The organism is Streptomyces armeniacus, from assembly GCF_003355155.1.
Taxonomy (GTDB): Bacteria; Actinomycetota; Actinomycetes; order Streptomycetales; family Streptomycetaceae; genus Streptomyces; species Streptomyces armeniacus.
This window is the reverse complement of record NZ_CP031320.1, coordinates 7,285,772-7,310,833: the sequence shown is the minus strand read 5'-3', so window position 1 is coordinate 7,310,833 and position 25,062 is coordinate 7,285,772. Positions and strand designations below refer to the sequence as shown.

Genomic DNA, 25,062 nt, shown 5'->3' with positions numbered 1-25,062 from the left:
TCGCAGGCTCCCTCGCGGGAGCAAGAGGACAGGTACCCCGCCCCGGCGTGACCATCACCTGGACGCCGTGTCACGCGGGCAGTGCCTCGACCTATCCTGGGTCCGTCGGACAGCGCGGTCCGTGACCTGCCTCGAGCACCCCGGAGCCGAGCACCGGGATACCCAGCACCGGAAGCCAGAAGCCGCAAGGAGCCGCACCTGTGAGCAGCGCCGAGTCCGCCGCCGAGACCCGTACCGAGACCTCCGCCGGGCCGCCCGCCGGCCGCGGTGACCGGCCGGCGAGCGCGCCGGCGGACCGGGCGGCGGCCCCGCCCGCGGACCAGCCGGGCCAGGCGTCCCAGCCGGCGAGCCAGGCGGAGACCTCCGCGCTGCGGGCCGACATCCGGCGCCTCGGCGACCTCCTCGGCGAGACCCTCGTCCGCCAGGAGGGCCCCGAGCTCCTCGAACTCGTCGAGCGCGTGCGCGCGCTGACGCGCAGCGACGGCGAGGCCGCCGCCGCCCTGCTCGCGCGGACCGACCTGGAGACGGCGGCGAAGCTCGTACGGGCCTTCTCCACGTACTTCCACCTGGCGAACGTCACCGAACAGGTGCACCGCGGCCGCGAGTTCCGGGCCCGCCGCGCCGCCGAGGGCGGCAACCTGTCGCGTACGGCCGACATGCTGAAGGACGCCGACGAGCGGCACCTCGCCGAGACCGCCCGGAACCTCGGCGTCCGCCCGGTGTTCACCGCCCACCCGACGGAGGCCGCGCGCCGCTCGGTGCTCACCAAGCTGCGGAAGATCGCCGGGCTGCTGGAGCGTACGGAGACCGCCGACCGGCGCCGTACGGATCTGCGGCTCGCCGAGAACATCGACCTGGTGTGGCAGACCGACGAGCTCCGCGTCGTACGCCCCGAGCCCGCCGACGAGGCGCGGAACGCCGTCTACTACCTCGACGAGCTGCACCGCGGCGCCGTCGGCGACGTGCTGGAGGACCTGGCCGCGGAGCTGGAGCGGGCGGGCGCACCGCTGCCGTCCGGCACCCGGCCGCTGACGTTCGGCACCTGGATCGGCGGCGACCGCGACGGCAACCCGAACGTCACCCCGCAGGTCACCTGGGACGTGCTGCTGCTCCAGCACGAGCACGGCATCACCGACGCGCTGGAGCACGTCGACGAGCTGCGCGGCGCCCTCTCCAACTCCATCCGGAACTGCGGCGCCACCCCCGAGCTGCTCCAGTCGCTCGACGCCGACCTGGACCGGCTGCCCGAGATCAGCCCCCGCTACAAGCGCCTCAACGCCGAGGAGCCGTACCGCCTCAAGGCCACCTGCGTCCGGCAGAAGCTCCTCAACACCCGCGACCGGCTGGCCAACGACACCCCGCACGCCCCCGGCCGCGACTACCTCGGCACGGGCGAGCTGCTCGCCGATCTGACCCTGCTGCAGGACTCGCTGCGCGAGCACCGCGGCGGCCTCGTCGCCGACGGGCACCTGGAGCGCGTGCTGCGCACCCTGGCCGCGTTCGGGCTGCAGCTGGCCACCATGGACGTACGGGAGCACGCCGACGCGCACCACCACGCCCTCGGGCAGCTCTTCGACCGGCTCGGCGAGGAGTCGTGGCGCTACCTCGACATGCCGCGGGACTACCGGCAGCGGCTGCTCGCCAAGGAGCTGCGGTCGCGGCGCCCGCTGGCCCCGAGCCCGCCGCCGCTGGACGACGCGGGCGCGCGCACGCTCGGCGTCTTCCAGACGGTCCGCAAGGCGCTGGACACCTTCGGTCCGGAGGTCATCGAGTCGTACATCATCTCCATGTGCCAGGGTGCCGACGACGTGTTCGCGGCGGCCGTGCTCGCGCGCGAGGCCGGCCTGGTCGACCTGCACGGCGGCTGGGCGCGGATCGGCATCGTGCCGCTGCTGGAGACCACCGACGAGCTGCGGATCGCGGACGAGCTGCTGGACGCGATGCTGTCCGACCCGTCCTACCGGCGGCTGGTCGCGCTCCGCGGTGACCGGCAGGAGGTCATGCTCGGGTACTCGGACTCGTCGAAGTTCGGCGGCATCACCACCTCGCAGTGGGAGATCCACCGGGCGCAGCGGCGGCTGCGCGACGTGGCGCACCGGCACGGCGTACGGCTCCGGCTGTTCCACGGCCGCGGCGGCACCGTCGGGCGCGGTGGCGGCCCCACGCACGACGCGATCCTCGCGCAGCCCTGGGGCACCCTGGAGGGCGAGATCAAGCTGACCGAGCAGGGCGAGGTCATCTCCGACAAGTACCTGGTGCCGTCGCTGGCGCGGGAGAACCTCGAACTCACCGTCGCCGCCACCCTCCAGGCGTCCGCGCTGCACACCGCGCCCCGGCAGTCCGACGAGGCGCTGGCCCGCTGGGACGCCGCCATGGACACCGTGTCCGACGCGGCGCACGGCGCGTACCGGCGGCTGGTCGAGGACCCGGACCTGCCCGCGTACTTCTTCGCGTCCACGCCCGTCGACCAGCTCGCCGAGCTGCACCTCGGCTCGCGGCCCTCCCGCCGCCCGGACAGCGGCGCGGGCCTGGACGGGCTGCGGGCCATCCCGTGGGTGTTCGGCTGGACGCAGTCACGGCAGATCGTGCCCGGTTGGTACGGGGTGGGCTCGGGGCTGCGTGCGGCGCGCGAGGCCGGTCTGGACACGGTGCTCGAAGAGGCGTACGCGCACTGGCACTTCTTCCAGAACTTCCTGTCCAACGTCGAGATGACCCTCGCCAAGACCGACCTGCGGATCGCCCGGCACTACGTGGAGACGCTGGTGCCTCAGGAGCTGCGGCACGTCTTCGCGACGATCGAGGCGGAGCACGCGCTGACCGTCAGCGAGGTGCTGCGGATCACCGGCGAGGACGCGCTGCTGGACGCCAACCCGGCGCTCCGCCAGACGTTCCAGATCCGCGACGCGTACCTCGACCCGATCTCGTACCTCCAGGTCACCCTGCTGCACCGGCAGCGCGAGGCCGCGGCGCGCGGCGAGGCACCGGACCAACTCCTGTCCCGCGCCCTGCTGCTGACGGTCAACGGCGTGGCGGCGGGGCTGCGCAACACGGGCTGAGCGGGCCGTACGCCGGGCCCGCGGGCGTGCCGTACGCCGGCGGGCCCGCGTGCCGTACGGGCGCGGGTCCCGTACGCGCGCGGGTCCCGCGGGCCGTTCAGCGCCGGCGGCCGGGGGTGTTGCGACGGCGCAGCACCAGGTACGTGCCCGCGCCCAGGAGCGAGGCGGCGGCGGTGGCGAGGGCGCCCGTGGGGAGGCCGGAGCCGCTCTGGGCGAGGTCGCTGTCGCCGTTGGGGGAGGGCGCCGAGGGCTCGGAGGGGATGGGCTCCGGGACGGCCGTGGCGCTGGCGGGCGGTTCCGTTTCGGGCTCCGGTTCGGGGCCCGGTCCGGGCTCGGAGCCGTGGCCGGGGCCGGTGTCGTCTGGATTGTCTGAGCTGTCTGAGCTGTCTGAGCCCTGCCCGGGGGACGGCTCGGAGGGCTGGTCCCGCTCGGGGCCCGCCGGGCTGGAGGGCGCCGTACCGCCGGATCCGCCACGGCTGTCGCAGTCGACCGCGAACGGGGCGGTGTGGGTGGTCTCGCGCTCGCCGCCGAGGTTCCAGATCAGCTCGTAGGAGCCGTCCGCCAGGGACAGCCCGCCCGTACGCCCGTGCCCGTCGCCGTCGAGCACCAGCGTGCCCGTCTCGGCGACGGTGCCGCGCCCGCCGGACTCCGTGCGCTCGGCTATCTGCCAGCTGATGCGCCGGGAGCCGTCGAAGCCGTCGCCGTCGAGGTAGAAGGTGCAGACCTCGGGGCCGCCGGGGCGTACTTCCTCGCCGCTGGCGGCGTCGTGGATCCGCACGGTGCCGTAGTCGCCTTGGGGGGTCGCGTACGCGGCCGGGGCCAGCAGCAGGGAGACGGCTGCGGCAGCCGACAGGGCGGACGCCGGAGATGGGGCGCGCATGAGCCATCCAACTTCAGGGACTGGAAGGGGAATCGGGGGGTCAGACCGTGTCCAGGCACAGCTTGTTGTGCCGCGACGGGCCGGTCAAGAAGGGAATGTCGCATATGCGGCTTTGCATATGCCGTGCGGCAAATCGACTGGATAACGATGCAGTGACAACGCTCAGTTGCGAAACGTAGCCCGGCCGGGGTGATGGCCAACCCGGAGTGTCACCAAAGCGGAATGAGCCCTGTCTAGTGTGGTGAGCGCTAGAGCGTCAGGAACGACGCGCCCATCACGCCCGCGCCCAGCAGTCCCATCACCCACGCCGTACGCCGCAGCCGCAGCCCTCCCGCGACCACCACCGAGGCCAGCAGCAGCGCCCCGGCCAGCGGCACCCAGGCGTACAGCATGCCCGCGGGGCCGGTGCGCACGACCTCGTCCGTGCCCGGGCGCAGGGCCACGTCGAGGGTCTCGCCGCGCCCCTCGGCCACCGTCTTGGAGATCACCACGCCGTCCCGCGGCTTGCCCCCGCTGCCCGGCGTGAAGGCGCCGCGGCACTCGTCGTCGCCGCACTTCCCGACCGCGAGGGTGCCGCGCTCCCGCTCTCCCGAGAACATCGCGGGCTCCGCCGTGTCCCACGACGTCCACACGCCGGCGATCAGCAGCAGCATCGCCAGCAGGGCCATCAGGGCGGTCTTGGCGAGCAGCAGCATCCCGAACGCGCTCTCGCCGGCCCGGCGTATGCGGCTCCGTTTCGTGACGCTGCTCGGTGACATGGCGGCGATACTTCGCCATGGCGCGGCGCGTGGTCAACCTCCGCTGCCCGCTTGGTCCGTTACCGGCTCGTACGCGTTCTTCTTGACTTCTTCACACTCTTGGATGCCCCTGCACGCCCTTGCGGCTCAGGAGTTGTACGTGCTCTGGGCGCGCTCGAGGCCGTCCACGACGAGGGCTTCGACGGCGTCGGCGGCGCGGTCCACGAAGTAGTCCAGTTCCTTGCGTTCCACGGTGGAGAAGTCCCGCAGCACGTAGTCGGCGACGGTCATGCGGCCCGGCGGCCGTCCGACGCCGAAGCGGACGCGGTGGTAGTCGGGGCCGAGGGACTTGGTGATCGACTTGAGGCCGTTGTGGCCGTTGTCACCGCCGCCCTTCTTGAGGCGGAGGGCGCCGTAGTCGATGTCCAGCTCGTCGTGCACGGCGACGATGCGCTCGACCGGCACCCGGTAGAAGTCGCGCAGCGCGGTGACCGGTCCGCCCGAGACGTTCATGAACGACATCGGTTTGGCCAGGATGATCCGGTGGCTGGAGATCCCGGGCGTGCCGATGCGGCCCTCCAGGACCTGCGCGCGGGCGCGGTGCGTCTTGAACGAGCCGCCGATCCGGGACGCCAGCAGGTCGGCGACCATGAACCCGACGTTGTGCCGGTTCCCCGCGTACTGCGGCCCCGGGTTGCCGAGGCCCGCGATCAGCCACGGCTCCGCCCCGGCGCCGCTCGGCGAGGTGGCGTTGGTCGACATGTCCGGGACCTCCGGCGGCAGCTGGGAGACGGCACGCCGCCTCGCGGGCGACGCGGGGCGGCGGACGGAAACAGGGTGAGTGTCCCGTACGGGACCATCCGCATCCAGACGATCCCGTACGGCACAAGCTCGTACGGCATGAGCCCGTACGGCGGGAGTCCGTACGGCACGAGCCCCGTACGTACGGGGCCCCGTTCGCGACGGGGCCCCGTACGGCACGAGGCGGGCCGGGCCGGGAGATTACTCCCCGGAGCCCTCGCCGCCCTCGCCCTCGCCTTCCGCTTCTTCGCCCGTCGGCTCCTCGGCCTGCGCCGACAGCACCTGGATGACGATGGCGTCGCCGTCCGTGTCCAGCGTGGTCCCGGCCGGCAGCCTGATGTCCTTGGCCGCCACCGAGTCGCCCGCGCTGAGGCCCTCGACGGAGACGGTGACCGACTCCGGGATGTGCGTCGCCTCGGCCTCGACCGGCAGGGCGTTCATGCCGTGCTCCAGCACGTGCTGGCCCGGCGCGAGTTCGCCCTCGACGTGGATCGGGATCTCGACGCTGACCTTCTCGCCCTTCTTCACGGTGAGCAGGTCGATGTGCACCAGGAAGCCGCGGATCGCCTCGCGCTGCACGGCCTTCGGGATGACCAGTTCCTTCTTGCCCTCGACATCCAGGTTGATCAGGACGTTGGAGGTCTTCAGCGCCATCATCAGGTCGTAGCTCGGCAGCGCGACGTGCACCGGGTCGGCGCCGTGGCCGTAGATCACGCCGGGGACGAGCTCCTCGCGGCGCAGCCGACGGGACGCACCCTTTCCGAACTCGCTGCGGACGGTGGCCTTGAGATTCACGTCAGCCATGAGGCGCTCCTCGTATCGTGCGTATCGGTGTCAACGGGCGGTCACCCGGCACCCGACAGGCGGCCCACGGGGGGCCTGCTACGAAGAGCGCGTCGATTACGGACAGCCGTCCGCACGCCTGACGCGTACGGCGTGGCCTCCCTCGCCGAGCAACTCTGTGAGTCTACTCGGCGCGGAAGGCCGTACAGAAATCGATCTTGCAGGATCGATCCGGCGGAACCGGAACGCCCGCGTCCGCTACGCCTGTTCCTCGAAGAGGCTCGTCACCGAGCCGTCCTCGAACACCTCGCGCACCGCGCGCGCGATCGTCGGCGCCATCGACAGCACCGTGATCTTGTCGATGTCCAGCTCGCCCGGCGTCGGCAGCGTGTTAGTGAAGATGAACTCGCTGACCTTGGAGTTCTTCAACCGGTCGCCCGCCGGGCCGGAGAGGATGCCGTGCGTCGCCGTCACGATCACGTCCTCCGCGCCGTGCGCGAACAGCGCGTCTGCCGCCGCGCAGATCGTGCCGCCGGTGTCGATCATGTCGTCGACCAGCACGCACACCCGGCCCTCGACGTCGCCGACCACCTCGTGCACCGTGACCTGGTTCGCGACGTCCTTGTCCCGCCGCTTGTGCACGATCGCCAGCGGCGCGCCCAGCCGGTCGCACCAGCGGTCGGCGACCCGTACGCGACCCGCGTCCGGCGAGACGACCGTCAGCTTGTCCCGGTCCACCTTCTTGCCCACGTAGTCCGCGAGCACCGGCAGCGCCGAGAGGTGGTCGACCGGGCCGTCGAAGAAGCCCTGGATCTGGTCTGTGTGCAGGTCGACGGTGAGGATGCGGTCCGCACCCGCCGTACGCAGCAGGTCCGCGATGAGCCGGGCGGAGATGGGCTCGCGGCCGCGGTGCTTCTTGTCCTGCCGCGCGTAGCCGTACGAGGGCACGATCACCGTGATGCTGCGGGCCGAGGCCCGCTTCAGCGCGTCGATCATGATCAGCTGCTCCATGATCCACTTGTTGATCGGCGTCGTGTGGCTCTGGATCAAAAAGGAGTCGGCGCCACGCGCCGACTCCTGGAAGCGGACATAGATCTCACCGTTGGCGAAATCATAGGCTTTGGTCGGGACCACGCCGATGCCAAGCTGCTGCGCGACCTCCTCCGCCAGCTCGGGGTGAGCGCGGCCGGAGAAGAGCATCAGTTTCTTCTCGCCGGTCGTCTTGATCCCGGTCACAGCACATTCTCCTTGCGTTCCGCTTCGCGTGGGTGCCTCTTCACGGTAAACCCCGCCCGTATCGCGCGCTTACCCAGCCGCAGCGGTCATGCCTCCTGTCCGGGCCCCTCCCCGCCCTCCTCCGGCGGCTCCTCGGCACGCGCCGCGGCCGCCTGCGCCGCCGCGCTCCCGGGCCGCTTACGCGCCACCCAGCCCGGAATATTGCGCTGTTGGCCGCGTGCGACGGCGAGCGATCCGGGCGGCACATCCTTGGTGATCACCGAGCCCGCCGCGGTGTAGGCGCCGTCCCCGACCGTGACAGGCGCCACAAACATATTGTCCGCGCCGGTGCGGCAGTGCGAGCCGATCGTGCTGCGGTGCTTGTTGACCCCGTCGTAGTTGACGAAGACGCTCGCCGCCCCGATGTTGCTGTGCTCACCGATCGTCGCGTCGCCCACGTACGACAGGTGCGGCACCTTCGTGCCCTCGCCGAGCGTCGCGCTCTTCATCTCCACGAAGCTGCCCGCCTTGACCTTCGCACCCAGGCTGGTGCCGGGACGGAGGTACGTGTACGGGCCGACCTGCGCGTGCGGGCCGATCTCGGCGCCGTCCGCCACCGTGTTGCTCACGACCGCGCCCGCGCCGACCGCCGTGTCCGTCAGCCGTGAGTTGGGCCCGACCTCGGCGTCCGCGGCGACGTGCGTGCCGCCGAGCAGCTGGGTGCCGGGGTGGACGACGGCGTCCGGCTCGTACGACACCGTCACGTCGATCCACGTCGTCGCCGGGTCCACCACGGTCACGCCGTCCAGCATGGCGCGCTCCAGGAGCCGCTCGTTGAGCAGCCGGCGCGCCTGCGCGAGCTGTACGCGGTTGTTGATGCCGAGGATCTCGCGGTGGTCCGCCGCGACGGCCGCGCCCACCCGGTGCCCGGCCTCGCGCACGATGCCGAGCACGTCGGTGAGGTACTCCTCGCCCTGGCTGTTGTCCGTACGCACCTTCGCCAGCGCGTCGGTCAGCAGCTGCGCGTCGAAGGCGAAGACACCGGAGTTGATCTCGCGGAGTGCGCGCTGCGCGTCCGTCGCGTCCTTGTGCTCGACGATCGCGGTGACGGCGTCGGTGGCCGGGTCGCGGACGATACGGCCGTACCCGTCCGCGTCGGGCACCTCGGCGGTCAGCACGGTCACGGCGTTCCCCTCCGCCGTGTGCGCACCGGTGAGCGCCCGCAGCGTCTCCCCGGTCAGCAGGGGGGTGTCGCCGCAGGTCACGACGACGGTGCCGGTGAGGGTCACGCCCTCGCGGGTGAGGGCTTCGAGGCCCGTGCGCACGGCGTGGCCGGTGCCGTTCTGCTCGTGCTGCACGGCGGTGCGCACGTCCGCGTCGATGTCGGCGAGATGCGCCGTGACCTGCTCGCGCGCGTGCCCGACGACCACGACCAGATGCTCGGGGTCCAGCGCGCGGGACGAGTCGACGACGTGTCCGAGGAGGGTGCGTCCGCAGATCTCGTGCAGGACCTTGGGAGTCGCCGACTTCATGCGGGTGCCCTCACCCGCTGCGAGAACGACGACGGCGGCCGGGCGATTGGCGCTCACGGGTGTGCCCTTCGGCTTCGGGTGGGGATGACACCCGCAGGATACCGGGGGGACACGAGAACCGGTGAATTCCTTTCTCGCCTCACGAGAAAACCGGGTTCTGCGATTGACCGCAGAACCCGGGCCTGACTAGAAATCAGGGCAGCGGAATTAATGCGGTCTTCGGTCCGAATTCCAGGAATGGTCCACAGCCGCGCCGCACCGGCGCGCTCCACTGCCCCGGGCCCGGAAATTCTTCCCCCACGCCGGGCCCGGGGCCCCTCTGCCAGCCGTGCCCGGCACCCGGGGGACCAGCCCTCCGCCTGCCGCCCTTCACCGTCCGTCCCGGAGATGCCCCGTGTCCCTGCCCTACACCCTGCGCACCCGCACCGAGCTGCGCGTGAGCGAGCCCGAGCTGCTGCTCGCCCGCGCCCGGCTGATCGCGGCCGGCGCCGACACTCCGGTGCCCGAGACGGAGACCGACGCCGTGCGTGTCGTCGTCACGGAGGTCGACCTGGCCGACCTGCTCGCCGACACCGCCGAGTACGGCCTCGCCACCACGGCGTCGGTCACGGTCCTCACCGCCGAGTCGGCCGCGGACGGCCTGTCAGCCCAGGGCGGCAAGCGGCACAGCCTCAAAAGCTGCTGACCTGCGGCTCCGAGCGCGCCCGGCGGCGTGCCCGCCTCGTCGCCGGCCGCCACCCGGCAGAATCGAACGAGTATCGTATTCCGGGTGACCTTCGACTTCCCCGACGAACTCCTCCACACGCAGAACACGAGAACCGGTGAATTCCTTTCTCGCCTCACGAGAAAACCGGGTTCTGCGATTGACCGCAGAACCCGGGCCTGACTAGAAATCAGGGCAGCGGAATTAATGCGGTCTTCGGTCCGAATTCCAGGAATGGTCCACAGCCGCGCCGCACCGGCGCGCTCCACTGCCCCGGGCCCGGAAATTCTTCCCCCACGCCGGGCCCGGGGCCCCTCTGCCAGCCGTGCCCGGCACCCGGGGGACCAGCCCTCCGCCTGCCGCCCTTCACCGTCCGTCCCGGAGATGCCCCGTGTCCCTGCCCTACACCCTGCGCACCCGCACCGAGCTGCGCGTGAGCGAGCCCGAGCTGCTGCTCGCCCGCGCCCGGCTGATCGCGGCCGGCGCCGACACTCCGGTGCCCGAGACGGAGACCGACGCCGTGCGTGTCGTCGTCACGGAGGTCGACCTGGCCGACCTGCTCGCCGACACCGCCGAGTACGGCCTCGCCACCACGGCGTCGGTCACGGTCCTCACCGCCGAGTCGGCCGCGGACGGCCTGTCAGCCCAGGGCGGCAAGCGGCACAGCCTCAAAAGCTGCTGACCTGCGGCTCCGAGCGCGCCCGGCGGCGTGCCCGCCTCGTCGCCGGCCGCCACCCGGCAGAATCGAACGAGTATCGTATTCCGGGTGACCTTCGACTTCCCCGACGAACTCCTCCACACGCAGAAGGAGCTGTGCCGCGTCCGTAGTGAACGCAGCCGGCTCCTCGCTGCCCTCCCGAGTTTCGCGGAAGCCTCCGCCCAGTCCGGCGCGGCCCACTGGGCGCCAGGTGACCCGCCGTTGGGCCGCAGCCGCGAACAGGCCGAGCAGGAGCATCAGCTGCGCGGGCAGGAGACCGAGCTTGCCGCCGCGATACAGGCGCATCCCTTCTGGGCCACGCTCAGCGGCCCTGCTCTCGTCGATGCCCGCAGCGCCCTCAAGTACGCCGCCTGCCAGGCCGAGTAGTCCGTACGGGTACGCCCCGCGGGCGGGGAGCAGACGCCTGGCTCAGGACGTGTCGCCCGTGTCGTCCGGTAGCGCCCGCGTCCGGTCTGTCTGAGGCCGACCGGCGCGTCGCTGATCTTCCTCCGTCACGTCGTCCGTAGAGCTGCCCGCCCGCTTCTGCTCGGGCGCGGCATCTTCTCCCCCGCGGCTGTCAGCGGGGTTCGGCGCCGCGGGGAGCCGGGCTTCGACTGCTCTCCACAGCGGGAGGAAGTAGTCGGGGTTCCCACCCAGCGCGTGGACGAGCCGCTCCAGGCTGCGCCATTCGGCGAGGCGGCCACCGAGCATCCGGGTGACGTCGTCGGGAGTGAAGTACCAGTACGCGGATGCGGCGACAGCGGCGGCAGTGGGCCGCCCGGCTCGGATGTGCAGGGTGCGCAGAGCGGACATCAGCCGGGCTATGGACTGGCCGGAGGTGTCTTTGGTCAGGACGGGCTCGCCGCAGGGCTGCGCCGGCTGATCGCGGGGCGTCCGGTCACGCAGCTGCTCGGATTCCCAGACGTCCCGCAGAACAGCGGTGTCGGCGCCGCAGACGACGGCGAAGCGCTCGGTGATGGGCCAGGACGGAACGCGCTCGCCGTTGAGGATTCGGGACATGTACGACGGCGAGCAGCCGCACCGGTCACCGAGTTCTTGCAGGGGAAGCTGGGAGGCGCGGGCGAGCATGGAGAGCACGGGAGCGAGCCGGTTGTAGGCGGCGCTGGCAGGCGTACGAGGAAGGGGCGGCCCTTCCTCGTTAGGACCGGCCGTGGATGACTTCGCGGGAGGCGGCGCGCCGGCGTAGAGCGCGCCCAAGCTCGGGGGCACCGTTCGCGCGCCGGAGAGATGTCGAAGGCGGCGCTGGATGTGCGCGTCGGTGAAGCGGTGGCGGGCGGTGTCCTCTCTGATGCTGAGGAGGGCGCCGATGCGGGACCAGGTGATGCGGTGGTGACGCGCGCGGCCGACCAGGCCGGCGGTGAGGTTGTCCAGGTGGTTGCGGAGCTTCAGGGTGCGGCGCAGGGGATCCGAAGGGAATCCGCTCTCCACGCTCCGCAGCAGCTGCCGGGTCTCCTCGTGGAGATCTCTGATGATTTCGATGATGACGTCCTCGCTCGGGGCAACCGCGGGCTGCGGCTTCTTCCCCGGCGCTTCGGCCCGCGGGCCGGTCGTGCCGGCGTTCCTGCAGGCGGCGTCGCGGCCCTTCTTGCGGGAGCGGTGAGCGGCCTGCCGGCAGGAGGTGCCGCAGTACTTCTGCGGACGACCGACCTTCTGGCCCTCGGAGTCCAGAGCTGCTCCGCAGTAGGCGCACAGAGTCATGTGTGATGTTCCGTCCTGGGGTGCGGAAAGGGGCAGTGCGAGTTCCGTTATGAACACGGACGGCAGTGACCGGAATAGCGGGCTGTTTCGTTACCGGCACCGGATTTGGCGCCGGTAAGCCGCCTTTCGTCGCCGACCGGCAAGGGGTGGCAGGCCGTTCAGGCCTTGCCACCCCTCCTCGGCTATCGCCGCAGGCGTGCTCGCCAGCGGCCGCTTCCGACAGCGCCGGCTCCCGCAGCCCCTGCATACAGCGCTTCCGGAGGCACCTGGAGGTACGGCAGCAGCTCCGGATGCGGGGTCCAGATCACGCAGACCAGCGCTGCGGGGATGAAGACGACCCAGTAAAGGACGGGGATGTACCAAGCAAACGCACTCTTGCCCAGCGGGGCATCCAGCGATCGAGTTTCGTCGCCGCTGTTAAGCTCTGTTCTGGCAGCTACACAGCTGTGCAGCTGTTTACTGCGGCGACGATGCGGGGATCGTTCCATGCGAGCTCCTAATTTAGTGCTGGCAGTGCAGTGTGCGGACAGGACTTCATGTTGGTTTGTCGACCCTTCGAAGTCCTGTCCGCATCCGAGCGTGACCCTAATAGCACGCAGAGCGAAAATACGAATCGTACTATTCGACGCATCCGTGGCGTATCACTGATTTCTGCAGGTGTACTTCCGGTTCCGTAGCGGCAAACTGTCAGAACGACACCGCATTCGCCGGAACGCGCCCCTCACGCGCCCTCTCGTGGTAGCAACCCGCTGCACGCTGCACGCAATTGACCAGCTGATCCCCGAGTGCCCGGTCAGCCGTCGACCGCCGGCTCGGGGCGCGGCCGTGCGGGCAGGAAGGTCGGCTGCCGATCAATGTGTGTCTGAACCCCCATACCAGAGCAGTTCCGGACGTGGGGAGCTGGACGAGGACAAGGGCGGCGAGGGGCAGTAAGCCCGGTTCAGGAGTCGCGTGCGTCCATGCAGGCGGTGATCCGATCCGGATCGTTGTGCATCAGGGCGGCCAACTGCGAGCCCGCCCACAGGGCGAAGGTCAACGCGACCTCTCGGGCGTCTTCGACCTCGTGGTCAGCTCGGAGGTAGTGCAGGTATGGGGTAGCGATCCGTACCACGTGCTCGGCTCCGCCGGGCCCTTCGGGACGGTCAGCCGCGTTGCCGGTGACGGCCGACAGGATCTCGATCGCAGTGGGCCCGGCTGGGTGGGCGTGCTGCTGGGTTCGGCACACCTCGTCGCCGAAGTCGCGCAGCCACCGCTCCACCTGGGTCTGGGTGCCGAGCCGGTGAAGAAGGAAGGCGCACAGTTCGGTCGCCAGCCATTCCGTGAGCAGCAGGGAGTCCTCGCGCAGCGTGCCGCGTGCGTGCCAATCCCCAAGGGCGGCTGTCAGGTCGTGGTGCATCTCCCAGTTGGGGGCGGGCTGATTGTCCGGCCTTTGTGCGTGGCGGGCCGCTTCGTCGAGCGCGGTCTGCCGGATCAGGAAGAGTGCGACCGTGCGTGGTTCGGGCCGGGCGGTGATCTCAGGCATCGCAGTTCTCTTTCACGCAGATCATGCGTAAGGGTCGGCGTACGGCTTCACGGAGGCGCGGATCTGCTCCTGGGCGGCGGCGAGGCGCGGTCCGGGGCCATAGTGGCGGGCGCGGGCTTTGGCGTGCGCGGTGAGCCAGCCGATGCGGACGAGATCGCGCAGGTCTCGGATGGCCTGCTGGTCGGAGAGGTCGGCGTCCTGCTGGTAGACGGCACGCCGCACCTTGGCACCCCAGAAGGCGGGGAGGAGGGCGTAGACGACGCGCTCGTCCAGGCCGTCGGCATGTGCCTGGTCGGTGAGGTGGATCCAAGCGCGCGAGAACAGGTCGAGGCGGCGCTGGGCTTGCTGGGCCTGTCGGTGGTGAGCGTCGAGGCAGAAGCGGACCCACGGATGGGTGTCGCGTCCGGGTTCCCACGCGGGGCCGCCGACGTGCTGCAGGACGCGGTAGTAGGCGTAGGTGTTCTGGCCGCGGCCGAGCCATTCCTCGATGGAAGAGAACTCAGGGGGGACGACGCCGTCGCGGGCGAAGACGAGCGTGGACAGAGCGCGGGACATGCGGCCGTTGCCGTCGGCCCAGGGGTGGATGTTGACCAGGTTCAGGTGCGCCATCGACGCCCGTACGTGCACCGGCGTGCCGAGGTCGCCGCTGTTGAGCCACTCCAGGAGCTCGCCGATCAGGTCGGGTACCTGGTCCGCGGCGGGCGCGGTGTAGGCGGGTACGGCCGGGTCGTCGGGGCTGGTGACGTACACGGGGCCGTCTCGCCACCGGCCGGGCCGTTTGGTCAGGTGATGGCCTTGCATCATGAAGTGCAGCCCGCCCAGGAGTCCGGCGTCGTAGCGGAAGGCGGTGCCGGCGTCCGCGAGGGCCTGGATGTAGGTCATCGCCCGCTGGTAGCCCTCCAGTTCGACGCGGGTGGTCTCGCCGGTCTCCAGCGGTTCCTCGCCGGTCATCAGTGCCTCGACGTCGTCGACGGTCGCAGCGTAGCCCTCGATGGTGTTCGATCCGGCGATCGCCCGCGCGGTCAGGTTCCGTCGCAGCTGCCCGGACCACTGCGGGGCGGCGCGGAGTGCGTGGCGCAGGGCGTGCCGCATCTCCTCGATCTCTTCCAGGACGCGGTGGTCGGCGGCGTCCAGCGCAGGCGTCTCGTACAGCATGACTCAATAACACCATGACTGGAACATCGTGTCAAAGTGTTATGGTGTGGGTGTTCGCCTGCGGCGCGCACGCCCGAGCTGCGCCGTACCGCGTCAGACCAGGAAGAGAGCCCGGCTGGTGAAGGATCGAACCGTCACGCCGCTTCCGCTGCCGGACCAGGAGCATCAGAGCATCCTCACGACGGGCATCCTGCCGGCCTGGACGAAGAACGCGGTGCGGCAGGAGCGGCCCGTGGTGGTGTTCGTCGCCGGGCAGCCGGGCAGCGGCAAGTCCGCCGCCGCTGACTTGATCCACGGCGTTCTGGATCGGCGCGGCGGCGCGGTCCGTATCGGCAGCGACCTCTACAAGGCCCACCACCCCTGGTACCGGGCGCTGCTCGCCGAGGACGACCGGAGCGCGGGAGTGAAGATCCGCCCGGACACCCGGCGCTGGCAGGCAGAAGTCGAGCAGCATGCCCGCCGGAGCCGGTTCGACGCCGTGGTGGAGACCGCCCTGGGCGATGTGGAGGAGTTCCGTGCCGCGTCCCGCGCCTACCGCGAGGCCGGTTACCGCATCGAGGTGGCAGCGCTGGCCACGCCGGAGGCGTGGAGCCAGCTGCGTGTGCTGGACCGCTACGTGCGGCAGGTCCACGCCACCGGCGCCGGCCGGTACGTCTCCTGGGAGAACCACGACGGCTGCTCGGACAGCATGCTCGAAACGCTCTCGGCCATCGAATCCGAGGTCCTGGCCGACCGGGTCACCATCCTGCGGCGCAGCCACGAAGTGCTGTACGGCGCCGAGCTGGCCCCCACGGCCCGAGGCGGTGCCCCGGCGGGCGCGGTGTCCGCCGAGCGGGTACGGCCGTGGTCGGCCCGGGAGACGCTGCACTTCCGCCGGGAGCTGTCCGGCGCGGAGCAGCGGCTGCACGACGAGCGGATCTCCGACGAGCGCAGGCGTCTCGTACGGGGCGATGTGGAGCGGGCCTGGGCGCTGGCCGAGCCGGTGCGCCGGATCGCCCAGGCGCGGCGGGAGCCGCCCGGCGTCGACTTCCACCGCCTCTCGGCCGCAGAGCACCGGTGGATCTTCGACGAGCTGATCGTTCCGTCGTACCTGGGCGGCATCGTGCCGCAGGAACGGCCGGTCGCCGTGTACGTACTGGGCCAGCCCGGCGCCGGCAAGTCACAGGCCGCCGACCTGGTGCAGCATGCGATGGCCGGCCGCGGCGCGACCCGGATCGCCGGAGACGACCTCAAACCGATGCACCCCGACTACCACCAGTTACTGCGGGAGCAGCCGCGTACGGCCGGAGAGGCGATCCGTGCCGACTACCGTGCCTGGCGCGCCGAGGCCGAAGCGTACGTACGCGCCCGGCGCGGCGATGTGGTCGTCGAGGCCGCTCCCGGCAGCGGGGAGGAGTTCCGGCTCAGCGCCGCCCGCTTCGCCGCGGCCGGCTACCGAATCGAGGTGGTGGCGCTGGCGGTGCGTGCGGCGGACAGCCGTCAGGGGACCGCACGCCGGTTCGTGCGTGCGCAGCAGCTCGGCGTACCAGCCCGCTTCACCACCCGGTCGGGGCACGATGCCTGCTACGCGGGCGTGGCCGCGGCCGTCCGGAGCGCCGAGGGACTCCCGGCGGTCGGGTCGCTGCTGATCCTGCACCGGGATCTCCGAACGCTCTACCGCAACGAGCGGGCCCGGGACGGCAGTTGGCGCTGCGCGGCGCGCGGCGCCGCAGCCCTCGATGCGGAGCGGACCCGGCCCTACACGGCGCGGGAGGCCGCGTCCTTCCTGTCCGCGCACCGGGCCCTGCGGGCCGCGCTTCCGCAGTACCGGGCCGAACTGGAGGAGATCGCCTCCCTGGCCCGTGCCACGCTGCCGACCGCTTGGCAGCCGAGGCGCCTTCCCCGCCCGCGGCCGGCCGTACCGCTTCTGCCGGCCCGGTACGCCGCGGCCGGCTACGGCCCGGTCAGCTCCCGGTAGCGGGCCGCGTAGTCGGCCGCGATACGGGCGCGCTCCTGCGGGCCGGCCTCGCGCAGTGCCTGCTGGTCGGCCGCGCACGCCCGGTGCTCGGCCAGCAGGCGCTCCAGCCGCGCCGGATCCGGCTCGGTGGAACGGCGCTCGGTGATGATCTGCTCGGTGTACCAGGCGAGTACCGCCCGCACCGTGTCCAGGGCTTCCTCGCATCCCGCCGACCGGGCGGCATCGTCCCGGCCTGCCGTGGAGGCGTCGCGGGAACCTGCCGGGCGTGCAGGGTCATCAGGCACGGGACCACCTTGGTGTCGGAGCGGTCCGGCTATCTTCCCGGGAGGAGGAACAGCGCATCAAGCAGGGGCCCGCGGCCCGGGGACCGCACCACGGCCCCAGCCGGTCAACAGGCCAACCGCCGAAGGTGGTTGGCGGGGTGTAGGCAGGACGCGCCGGGCGCCTCTAGATTGACTACAGATGATCATTGGGGGGTGTCGTGGCAGGCCGGGATCTTCGTGCGCTGTTCCACTCGAACGACCGCGAGCTCGAGGTGTCCGAAGCCTTCACGAACCGGCTCGCGCAGTGGCATGCCGTCGCCGCAGCCCTCACCGCCCACGCGCAGCACCTCTCCAGCCCCGGCTTCGACGTCGAAGACCTCGAAAGCGGCCGCCGCAACGTGCTCGTCTTCCACGGCGTCGGCGGCATCGGCAAGTCCACCCTCTCCCGCAAGCTCGAGGCCGCCCTCGGCGGGCAGCGCCCCGCCCAGTGGGGCGAACTCCCCTTTCCCACGGAGCACCTCCTGCCCGTACGGATCGATCTCGCGCGCGCGGCGGGCATCGACTTCGAACGTGTCGTCCTCGCCATCCGGCTCGCCCTCGCAGGTCTCGGCCGTCCCATGCCCGCCTTCGACCTGGCCCTGCGCAGGCACTGGGAGCACCACCACCCCGGTGAACCGCTGGAGGACTACCTGCAGCGAGGCGGGATGCTGGCCCGGTTCAGCGGCGCGTTGAACCTGCCGCAGCAGATGCAGTCCGCGCTCGCCGACGCCGCCCAGGCCCTCGCCCTGCCCGGCACCGTCGGCGGCGCCATCGGTCAGATCGCTCAGTCGCTCGTCAGCGCGCTCCGCGAGCGCCGCCAGACCGTCCGGGCGCTGGCCGGCTGCTCGCGCCTCGCCGACGTCCTGGACGCCGAACCGGACCTGGAGACCCTCAGCTTCGCCACCCATCTGCTGGCCTGGGATCTGGCCCAGCTTCCCCCGGACAGAGCAGTCCTCCCGGTGGTCCTGTTCGACGCCTTCGAGGACACCGGCGACCGGACCCACCGTGACCTCGAACGCCTCCTGCAGCGCATCGTGTGGCTGATGCCCAACGCGTTCTTCGTCATCACCGGACGCAACCGCCTCCAGTGGGCCGACACCGGCTTGCACGGGCAGCTCGACTGGGCCGGACCCGCCGCCTGGCCGGAGCTGGTCCCCCATGAAGCACCCGGTCCGCAGTCCGCCGTACGGCAGGTCCTCATCGGCGACTTCTCCCCGCAGGACTGCGAGGACTACCTCGCCCGCAGGCTCGCCGACAGCGGGGGCAGGCCGCTCATCGGCGGGCCGCTGCGCCGCACCATCGCCGCACGCTCCGGCGGCCTGCCCCTCTACCTCGACCTGTCGATCATGCGGTTTCTGGAGATCCGGCGCAGCCGACAGCCGGAGGCGGAGGACTTCGGTGACTTCCCTGCCCTGATCGCCCGCACCCTCAGCGACCTCACCCCCGGCGAGCGGCACGTGCTGCGCTCCGTCTCCCTCCTCGACGCCTTCTCCGTCTCCCTGGCCGCCCGGGCCGCGGGCCTGGACCAGGAGGCCGCCGCGCTACGGCTGAGCGAACGGCCCTTCGTCCGCCACGACCAGGACCTCCTGTGGCCCTTCCACCTCCACCAAGTCGTCCGATCCGCCATCCGCAACGCCGACGACCACACCGACGACCGCTGGTCCCCGGCCGACTGGCGCCGCGCCGCCGAGCGCGCCTTCGACGCGCTGGGCAGCGAGTGGCACAGCTGCCCACGCGACCGCGCCGTGCTGGTGGCCTGCCTGCGTCAAGGCCTGGCGCTCGCCCGCGACTTCAGCCTGGAGCTCGGTTGGCTCACCGACGCGGCCTTCCAGTACGTAGGCGACTCCGTCTGGGAACCCCTCACACCCGCCGCCCGCACCATCCCCGGCCGAGCTCCCCGGACAGCCGCCGACACCCTGGTGGAGACTCTCAGTGCGCTGGCCCGCCGCCAGCACGAACACCGCGAACGTACCGCCGAACGGCTCGCCGCCGTCACCACCACCGGCCTGCTGCCCGCTGAACTGGAGGAGATGGCCCTCTACTACCTGGCCAAGGCCCAGCGCGACCTCGGCCGCACCGCGGAATCACGCCGCGGCATGCAGCAGATCGCCGCTCGCGGCGGCCGTCTCGCGCCGGCCGCGAAGCGGGGCCTGGCCCACCTGAGCCGTCTCGCCGGCGACTTCCCCACGGCCATGGACACCGCCCGCACCCTCGGCTGGGAAGGCCGGCACCACCGCGTCACGGGCGACGTGTGGTGGCTCCACGCCCGTATGGACGAAGCCGCCGACGCCTACGAGGCCGGCCGCCTTGAAGCCGAGCAACACGGCAAGGCCGGGGAAGCAGCCACCACCCAGGCACTCCGCGCCTTCGCGCTCGCCTTCGCCGACCCCGACCAGGCCGACGACGCGCTCGACCTCGCCGCCGAGCTCCTGGCCCGCGTCGACCTCCGCGCGACCACGATCAATGCCCAGCTCGCCGCCCTCGTGCGCGACGCCGGCCACCCCGGAGTCGAAGACCGCGCCCGCCACTTGCGCACCGAAATCAGCACCGCCGGACTCGCCTCCGTCCACGCCACCCTCGAGCTCGTGCTCTGTTTCCACCACGCCGTGCTCGACAACCAGACCGAACTGGCGGCCGCGCTCGCCCGGCTCCGCGAACTCACTCGCGGCGGCGACTACGCCTACTACACCGACATCGCCCATTTCATGGCCGCCCTCCCCGTCGAGCCGTCGACCCGAGCCCGCTGGCTCGACGGAGAAGACCCCACCCGCCGCCGCTGGCGCGCCCTGGTCAACAACCGCCGCCAGCACCTGCGACGCACCGAGCCCTGAGCACCCGAGCCCACGGGAGGTCTCAATCCGTCGACGTCACCGTGGGCACGGACACCATCTGCGTGATCCGGAGCCGAGGCGCGGAGGCTCGTGACCGAGTCGGCCCGCACGGACATGCTCCGTACGGGCCGAGCTTCCCGCCATGTGCCGTCGCGTTCGAGGACCTGGTCCGGCCCTTCAGTCACTGGCGGATGTTCACGGTCACCTGGACTCCACCGGCGGCGCTCACTGCACCGCCGATCACCGCGACAGCAGCTGCGGCTTCGGTATGGCCGGTCAGAGCCAGGACGACCACGGCGACGATGGACACCAGCCCGGTCATGGTCGTTAACCAACCGAGACGGACGTTGGGCGGGGCATCGGCCGGGGTACCTTCAGGAGGCGTCAAGGGTTCCCTTCTCCTCACACTGGACGGGCAGCCCGACGTCAGCGAGAGGGAGATCCCGGCGAGGCCGGCCGTCCAAAGCATCGGCCTCGAGAGTGGGGTCTCCCTTCTCCGTTCCGAAGGGCCTTCGGCAACAACAACTCTATTGACGCCTGTGACATTCGGAGGCGCCCGCCCGCGGAGCCCGTGCTCGTCCGGCTACCCGGGAGCAGAGCTTCGGCTTTCCCACAGCCGTCTGCGCTGGAGGTAACGCAGTCGGCCCTCGGCGGCAGCTTTCGCCTTTGGGCGAGACCGGCGAGAGGTCATCACCGCTGTCAGCAGCCAGCCGAAAGGGCGGCGTGGCGGCGCATGCTCCCGTACGCCGCCGCACGCCCCCTTTACGTGGTGCATCGGTGAACTCACCATGTGTGACAGGGGTGTTGGTGGGGTCTGGGGGGTGGTGGAGATGGCCACGGGAGCGGGCGGCGCCTACTGGGATGAGCCTGGGCTGCCGAGCGTGTTCAAGCACAGCCTGCTCGGCCGGTACATCCCGCAGTTCGGGGGGATGACCGGGTCGCGGGAGGGCCGGGTGGTGTACCTGGATGGGTACGCCGGCGAAGGCCGGTACGAAAGCGGCGAGGCAGGCTCCGCCGAGATCGCGATGCGGGTCGCCTCTCAGCACCTGTCCCGGCACCAGCTGCGATGGACGTGCTTCTTCACCGAGCGGGAGCGCAAATCGGTGGACCGCCTGGAGAAAGTGGCCGCGCTCTACCAGCCGCAGGGCGTGGACGCACGGGTGCATCACGGTGATGTCGACGGCGTCCTGGAGGAGGTGCTGCATGCGGCTGCCGGGCTGCCGCTGTTCCTCTTCCTCGACCCGTGCGGGCTGGGGCTGCCGTGGCATCGGCTGACGGGCGCCATGGCCCAGCGTCAGTCGGCGAACCGGTGGCCGCCTACGGAGTTCATGCTGAACTTCAGCATGATGGCGGTGCGCCGGCTGGGCGGCAACGCACGGTCCACGAAGGGCGTGGAGCGCTCCTCACAGCGGTTCGATGAGGTGTGCGGCGGCGAGTGGTGGCGGGACTTCTTCCCCCAGGGGGCGGACTCGCCGCCGGACGCGGATGAGGCCGTGGCCGCGGAGTACGCCCGGCGGCTGGAGGCCGCCACCGGCATGCTGGTGCGCTCCGTTCCCGTGGCCAAAGCCCCGGGGCACAAGCCGGTGTACCACCTGGTGTTCGGCACGTGGCGGCAGCACGGCCTGTGGGTCTTCGGCGACTCGGCGGCCCGTGCCCGGAACGCGTGGTGGGAGAAGCTGGAGTGGGTGGAGGAGAAGAACGACCCGGACACGCTGTTCTCCACCACCTCGCTGATCCGCCCGAAGCCGGAGGTGGTCACCAAGGCCGCCGTACCGGTCATCGCCGAGAACCTGGAGCGCCTGGTGCGCCGGGGCCGGCCGGTGAAGCTCGTCGACCACACCCTCGAGGTCTTCGGCGACTACTACGGGCAGGTGACCGAGGTCGCGGCACGGGCGGCCGTCAAGCACCTGCACCAGCAGGGCAAGACCCCCAGCAACGGTGTCGGCAAGAAGGTCCGGGACCTGGTCGTCGAACCCACCAGATGACGCCCGGTCACCACACCCGAGGACCGGGCGGCCCGGCGCTCACGCACGTGACTGCTCCTGCGGGAAGTCCCGGACGCGCAGCGCCGCGGGGAACTGCTCGATGTCCTTGTGCTGACGCATCTGCCGGATGCCGAGCTGCTTGACGAACGCGGGCACACCCGCCGCTTCGCATTGGGAGACCAGCCGTTCCGCCCAGTCCAGGTCCATTACCCGCGCGCGCGGCCCGGACTCGCCGCCGACAATGACCCAGTCAATACCGCGCAGATCTAAGCCGTTCAGCGGACCGAGCAGCGGCTCGCAGGACAGGAACCGTACGGCTGCCGGCACCCGCTGCAAGTCCTCCGCGCGCGGCAGGTCGTCCTCGGTCTCGACGGAGACGCCCATCCAGAGGTTCTCCGGCCACTCCAGCTTGTGGGCGACCTGCCGCAGGCGCCGGGCCCGCTTGGTCAGCACCTGGTAGGTGTGCTGCGGAGTCTCCGCCATGACCTGGAAGACCTGCCGGACGAAGTCCAGCGGCACGCGGGCATGGAAGAGATCGGACATGGAGTTCACGAACACTGTCCGGGGGCTCTTCCACCCGTACGGCACGCTCAGCGCCTCGGGATGCAGCGTGACGCCGAACCCCGGGCCGGAAGTGCGGGGGTCGCCGTCGTTCTGGTACTTCGGCGCGCCCATCGCCTTCAGTCGTTTCGCGAGTGCCAGCGCGTAGCAGTTGTCGCAGCCGACCGAGACGCGGTCGCAGCCGGTCGTCGGGTTCCACGTCGCCTCGGTCCACTCGATCGCGCTGCGGTCACTCACCGGGCACCCCTCTGTACGCCACGGCCGCTCATTCCGGCGCCCGCGGACTGCTGCGTGTCCAACGAGCTGTCACAACACCGGACACCACCATCCAACCACCGTGCCCTCCGTGCCGTACCCGAACCCCTTGAATAGAACATTCGTACGCCTTTCCGGTAGTTACAGCAATGGGACAAAAGCAAATGCACTGGCACAGATGCCAGTTCCGGCGGTCCGGTGCGATGTGCGGTACGGATCCGTGCCGCCATCGACCTGACCTGGAAGCAGTCGGCCGACGAGCGCGCCGCAGGGCCGCACTCTGCGGTGCCCCGTACGCCTGCTGCTTCCCCGACGGCGACGCGCATCGTCATAGCGGCCTCCGCTTCCGGGCGGATCGGCGGCCGAGGGTCATCAGCGGACTGCGTGCTCCGCCGGTCAGCGCGAGAGCGCGCCGTACCAACGCGGCACCGTACAGCTGCTCTGCGCAGGCCCGGCCCATGAGGTCGACCGCGGAGGTGATGAGGGTGGGGTCGCCGGTCATGAAGGAGCCCCATGCAGTGTTCCTCAGGTCCTGGAGCTCTTGCTGGGTCAGGTCCTGCGGGCCCGACGATGCGTCCGTGGTCCAGACGGCGCCGGCGGCGTGGCGGTCGCGGGGGTGCTCGCGTACCTGGGCGAAGGCTTCGGCTACGTGGCGCTGCACGGCGCGGCTGCGCGGCGGCTGCCAGTCCTGGGTGCCCCAGCCGGCGGTGTGGTCGTGCCGGGCGCGTTCCGCACGCCGGGAGTCCCGCCACTCCTGCACGGCCTGGGACCGCTGGGCGGGAGTCCGCCAACCGGGCGTGCCGGTGACACCGCGCAGCCGGAACGCCAGCAGCCCGGACGGCCGCCTGGCACCGTCAGTCGGAGCCGCAGTGGTCCCCAGCCAGGCAGTGACCTCGGCTGCGGTCCATCCGGCGTCGGAGACCTCCCGCACAGCCCAGGCGACGCGCGGCACGTCGGCACGCCGCAGCCAGGGCACCTGCCGCACCAGCTCCGCCGCCAGCTGGTAGCGGCGGCCGACCTTGTTCAGCTTCCCGCGGGCGCCGGAGGACTTCCGGGTCTTCTTCCCGGTGGCTGAGGTGCGCTCCCCGTCATCGAGCTTGCTCTCAGGGGGATTGGGGCCGCCCCGCTGCCCCGCCGCCCGGCCGACAGGAGAGACCCCGTGCGCGTGCTGTTCATCCCGCTGTCCGTGCCCACCCACTACTTCCACCAGGTGTCCATGGCCTGGGCGTTCCGCGCAGCCGGGCGGCGGCCGTACGGGCGGTGTCCTCGGTGAGGACCCGGGCCATGGCCGACTTGACGGCGGCGGCGTCCGGTTCCCGGGGCGGCAGGGCCAGGCCGATGCCGGCGGCGGCGATGTGCTCGCCGTTCAGCGCCTGGTCGGTGCTCTGCGCGCAGACGACCTGGGGTACGCCCAGCGCGGCGGCGGTCAGCATGGCGCCGCCGCCCCCGTGGTGGAGGATCGCGTCGCAGCCGGGCAGCAGCAGGTGCAGCGGCAGCTGCTCCGCGACGCGTACGCCCGCGGGCGGTTCGCCCAGCAGCTCGCGGTCGGACGCGCTGAGCGCCGCCACCACGTCGACGTCCAGCGCGGTCAGCGCCTCCAGGACGCCGCGCAGCTGGCCCTGTGCGTCCTCGGCGCCGCGCAGCGTGGTGTTGACGGTGCCCCAGGTGACGCAGACGCGGGGCCGCCCGGGGTCCTCGCGCAGCCAGCCGGGTGTGACGCCGGGCCCGTTGTACGGCACGTAGCGCATCGGCAGCCGGTTCGGCACGCCGGGCAGCTGCAGCACCGCGGGGCAGGAGTCGACGGTGCGCACGGCGAAGTCGGGGCGCGGCTCGACGCCGTACCGGTCGTAGATCCCGACCAGCGGCGCCGGCCACGCCTCGCGGATGTCGCCGTCCACGGGCGCGCCGCTCGCGGGGAAGCCGAGTTTGCGGATCAGGTCGGGCCCGAAGAGGTGGCGTACGAGCGGCACGCCCAGCGGCTCGGACACGACGGGCGCGAACGTCACCATGGGGTCGGCCACCACCAGGTCGGGCCGCCACGCGCCGGCGAAGGCCACCAGGTCGTCGGCGATCGCGGTGACGGCCTCGGCGTACTCCTTCAGCGCCTCCGCGTTGCGGCGCCGGAACTCCCCCGGCGCCTGCTGCTCCACGGGCTGTTCCTGGGTGGCGGTGGCCATCCGCGCCAGCAGGTCGTAGTCGCCGCCGACGGGCACGGCGACCATGCCGGAGCGTGTGACCGCGTCGGCGACACCGGGCTGCCCGGCGGCGACCCGCACCTCGTGCCCGGCGGCGCGGAACGCCCAGGCGGTGGCGGCCTGGTGGAGGTAGTGGCTCGGGATGAAGTACGGGATGAACAGGACGCGCATGACTC

At 71.4% G+C, this 25,062-nt stretch carries 21 protein-coding genes; 7 read left to right on the top strand and 14 right to left on the bottom strand.

All coding sequences use genetic code 11. The features are described 5' to 3' along the window. Nucleotides 1–368: 368 nt before the first annotated feature. Complete coding sequence (ppc, locus tag DVA86_RS31740; protein ID WP_245997802.1) at nt 369–3,056, top strand: phosphoenolpyruvate carboxylase; 2,688 nt, start codon at nt 369–371, stop codon at nt 3,054–3,056. 97 nt (nt 3,057–3,153) lie between these two features. Here the strand turns inward: ppc and DVA86_RS31735 are convergent, their stop codons facing one another. The 6 genes from DVA86_RS31735 to glmU form a co-directional block, all read right to left on the bottom strand. After that, complete coding sequence (locus DVA86_RS31735) at nt 3,154–3,936, bottom strand: hypothetical protein (protein WP_208883472.1); 783 nt, start codon at nt 3,934–3,936, stop codon at nt 3,154–3,156. 248 nt (nt 3,937–4,184) lie between these two features. Then, nucleotides 4,185–4,694: a hypothetical protein gene (locus DVA86_RS31730; RefSeq protein WP_208883470.1), complete on the bottom strand. Its 510-nt coding sequence runs from the start codon at nt 4,692–4,694 to the stop codon at nt 4,185–4,187. Between the two features lie 126 nt (nt 4,695–4,820). Continuing rightward, complete coding sequence (gene pth / locus DVA86_RS31725; protein ID WP_208883469.1) at nt 4,821–5,435, bottom strand: aminoacyl-tRNA hydrolase; 615 nt, start codon at nt 5,433–5,435, stop codon at nt 4,821–4,823. A gap of 240 nt (nt 5,436–5,675) precedes the next feature. Next, complete coding sequence (locus tag DVA86_RS31720) at nt 5,676–6,278, bottom strand: 50S ribosomal protein L25/general stress protein Ctc (protein ID WP_208883467.1); 603 nt, start codon at nt 6,276–6,278, stop codon at nt 5,676–5,678. 237 nt (nt 6,279–6,515) lie between these two features. Continuing rightward, complete coding sequence (locus DVA86_RS31715; RefSeq protein ID WP_208883465.1) at nt 6,516–7,493, bottom strand: ribose-phosphate diphosphokinase; 978 nt, start codon at nt 7,491–7,493, stop codon at nt 6,516–6,518. 86 nt (nt 7,494–7,579) lie between these two features. Next, nucleotides 7,580–9,061, bottom strand: a complete 1,482-nt coding sequence (glmU, locus tag DVA86_RS31710; protein WP_208883462.1) for a bifunctional UDP-N-acetylglucosamine diphosphorylase/glucosamine-1-phosphate N-acetyltransferase GlmU — start codon at nt 9,059–9,061, stop codon at nt 7,580–7,582. Between the two features lie 337 nt (nt 9,062–9,398). On the opposite strand from glmU, the gene DVA86_RS31705 reads away from it, so the two are divergent. The 3 genes from DVA86_RS31705 to DVA86_RS31695 all read left to right on the top strand — a co-directional run bounded on the left by DVA86_RS31705 (nt 9,399) and on the right by DVA86_RS31695 (nt 10,791). Next, nucleotides 9,399–9,689, top strand: a complete 291-nt coding sequence (locus DVA86_RS31705; protein ID WP_208883461.1) for a hypothetical protein — start codon at nt 9,399–9,401, stop codon at nt 9,687–9,689. Between the two features lie 409 nt (nt 9,690–10,098). After that, entirely contained in the window at nt 10,099–10,389 is a 291-nt protein-coding gene (locus DVA86_RS31700; RefSeq protein WP_208883461.1) for a hypothetical protein, read from the top strand. Between the two features lie 84 nt (nt 10,390–10,473). Next, nucleotides 10,474–10,791: a hypothetical protein gene (locus DVA86_RS31695; RefSeq protein ID WP_208883459.1), complete on the top strand. Its 318-nt coding sequence runs from the start codon at nt 10,474–10,476 to the stop codon at nt 10,789–10,791. A 42-nt stretch (nt 10,792–10,833) separates the two neighbouring features. Here DVA86_RS31695 and DVA86_RS31690 read toward each other — a convergent pair whose 3' ends face one another. The 3 genes from DVA86_RS31690 to DVA86_RS31680 form a co-directional block, all read right to left on the bottom strand. Further along, the gene (locus DVA86_RS31690) at nt 10,834–12,123 is read right to left on the bottom strand and encodes a helix-turn-helix domain-containing protein (RefSeq protein WP_208883457.1); all 1,290 of its coding nucleotides are present in this window, start codon (nt 12,121–12,123) and stop codon (nt 10,834–10,836) included. 940 nt (nt 12,124–13,063) lie between these two features. Further along, on the bottom strand, nt 13,064–13,645 hold the full coding sequence (locus tag DVA86_RS31685) for a hypothetical protein (protein ID WP_208883456.1): 582 nt from the start codon (nt 13,643–13,645) through the stop codon (nt 13,064–13,066). A 21-nt stretch (nt 13,646–13,666) separates the two neighbouring features. Beyond that, nucleotides 13,667–14,800 carry a Fic family protein gene (locus DVA86_RS31680; RefSeq protein WP_208883455.1) on the bottom strand — a complete coding sequence of 378 codons (1,134 nt, stop codon included), beginning with the start codon at nt 14,798–14,800 and terminating at the stop codon, nt 13,667–13,669. A 118-nt stretch (nt 14,801–14,918) separates the two neighbouring features. Here DVA86_RS31680 and DVA86_RS31675 point away from each other — a divergent pair, with 118 nt between their 5' ends. After that, nucleotides 14,919–16,757, top strand: a complete 1,839-nt coding sequence (locus DVA86_RS31675) for a zeta toxin family protein (RefSeq protein WP_245997415.1) — start codon at nt 14,919–14,921, stop codon at nt 16,755–16,757. Here the strand turns inward: DVA86_RS31675 and DVA86_RS31670 are convergent. Then, on the bottom strand, nt 16,733–17,041 hold the full coding sequence (locus DVA86_RS31670; protein WP_245997413.1) for a hypothetical protein: 309 nt from the start codon (nt 17,039–17,041) through the stop codon (nt 16,733–16,735). The genes DVA86_RS31675 and DVA86_RS31670 overlap by 25 nt on opposite strands. Before the next feature lie 197 nt (nt 17,042–17,238). Between DVA86_RS31670 and DVA86_RS31665 the strand changes: the two genes are divergently transcribed. Then, nucleotides 17,239–19,890, top strand: coding sequence for an ATP/GTP-binding protein (locus DVA86_RS31665; RefSeq protein ID WP_208883454.1), 2,652 nt, complete (start codon nt 17,239–17,241; stop codon nt 19,888–19,890). A 181-nt stretch (nt 19,891–20,071) separates the two neighbouring features. On the opposite strand, the gene DVA86_RS31660 is transcribed toward DVA86_RS31665, so the two are convergent. Then, nucleotides 20,072–20,212, bottom strand: coding sequence for a hypothetical protein (locus DVA86_RS31660; RefSeq protein ID WP_208883453.1), 141 nt, complete (start codon nt 20,210–20,212; stop codon nt 20,072–20,074). 508 nt (nt 20,213–20,720) lie between these two features. Between DVA86_RS31660 and tcmP the strand changes: the two genes are divergently transcribed. Then, a complete protein-coding gene (gene tcmP, locus DVA86_RS31655) occupies nt 20,721–21,875 on the top strand; it encodes a three-Cys-motif partner protein TcmP (RefSeq protein ID WP_208883452.1) in 1,155 nt (384 codons plus the stop codon). Between the two features lie 39 nt (nt 21,876–21,914). On the opposite strand, the gene DVA86_RS31650 is transcribed toward tcmP, so the two are convergent. From DVA86_RS31650 to DVA86_RS36045, 3 genes are all read right to left on the bottom strand, one after another. Further along, a complete protein-coding gene (locus DVA86_RS31650) occupies nt 21,915–22,673 on the bottom strand; it encodes a DUF5131 family protein (protein ID WP_208883451.1) in 759 nt (252 codons plus the stop codon). 346 nt (nt 22,674–23,019) lie between these two features. Further along, on the bottom strand, nt 23,020–23,898 hold the full coding sequence (locus DVA86_RS31645) for a serine/threonine-protein kinase (RefSeq protein WP_208883449.1): 879 nt from the start codon (nt 23,896–23,898) through the stop codon (nt 23,020–23,022). Beyond that, complete coding sequence (locus tag DVA86_RS36045) at nt 23,864–25,057, bottom strand: nucleotide disphospho-sugar-binding domain-containing protein (protein WP_208883448.1); 1,194 nt, start codon at nt 25,055–25,057, stop codon at nt 23,864–23,866. Before DVA86_RS36045 ends, DVA86_RS31645 begins: the two co-directional genes overlap by 35 nt. Nucleotides 25,058–25,062: the final 5 nt, after the last annotated feature.

Bases quoted from the DNA above. Each gene is read 5' to 3' on its own strand.
- DVA86_RS31720 (WP_208883467.1), bottom strand. From the start codon at position 6,278: ATGGCTGACGTGAATCTCAAGGCCACCGTCCGCAGCGAGTTCGGAAAG.
- DVA86_RS31680 (WP_208883455.1), bottom strand. From the start codon at position 14,800: ATGCTGTACGAGACGCCTGCGCTGGACGCCGCCGACCACCGCGTCCTG.
- DVA86_RS36045 (WP_208883448.1), bottom strand. From the start codon at position 25,057: ATGCGCGTCCTGTTCATCCCGTACTTCATCCCGAGCCACTACCTCCAC.
- tcmP (WP_208883452.1), top strand. From the start codon at position 20,721: ATGGCCACGGGAGCGGGCGGCGCCTACTGGGATGAGCCTGGGCTGCCG.
- DVA86_RS31690 (WP_208883457.1), bottom strand. From the start codon at position 12,123: ATGACTCTGTGCGCCTACTGCGGAGCAGCTCTGGACTCCGAGGGCCAG.
- DVA86_RS31730 (WP_208883470.1), bottom strand. From the start codon at position 4,694: ATGTCACCGAGCAGCGTCACGAAACGGAGCCGCATACGCCGGGCCGGC.
- DVA86_RS31685 (WP_208883456.1), bottom strand. From the start codon at position 13,645: ATGCCTGAGATCACCGCCCGGCCCGAACCACGCACGGTCGCACTCTTC.
- pth (WP_208883469.1), bottom strand. From the start codon at position 5,435: ATGTCGACCAACGCCACCTCGCCGAGCGGCGCCGGGGCGGAGCCGTGG.
- DVA86_RS31660 (WP_208883453.1), bottom strand. From the start codon at position 20,212: ATGACCGGGCTGGTGTCCATCGTCGCCGTGGTCGTCCTGGCTCTGACC.
- DVA86_RS31735 (WP_208883472.1), bottom strand. From the start codon at position 3,936: ATGCGCGCCCCATCTCCGGCGTCCGCCCTGTCGGCTGCCGCAGCCGTC.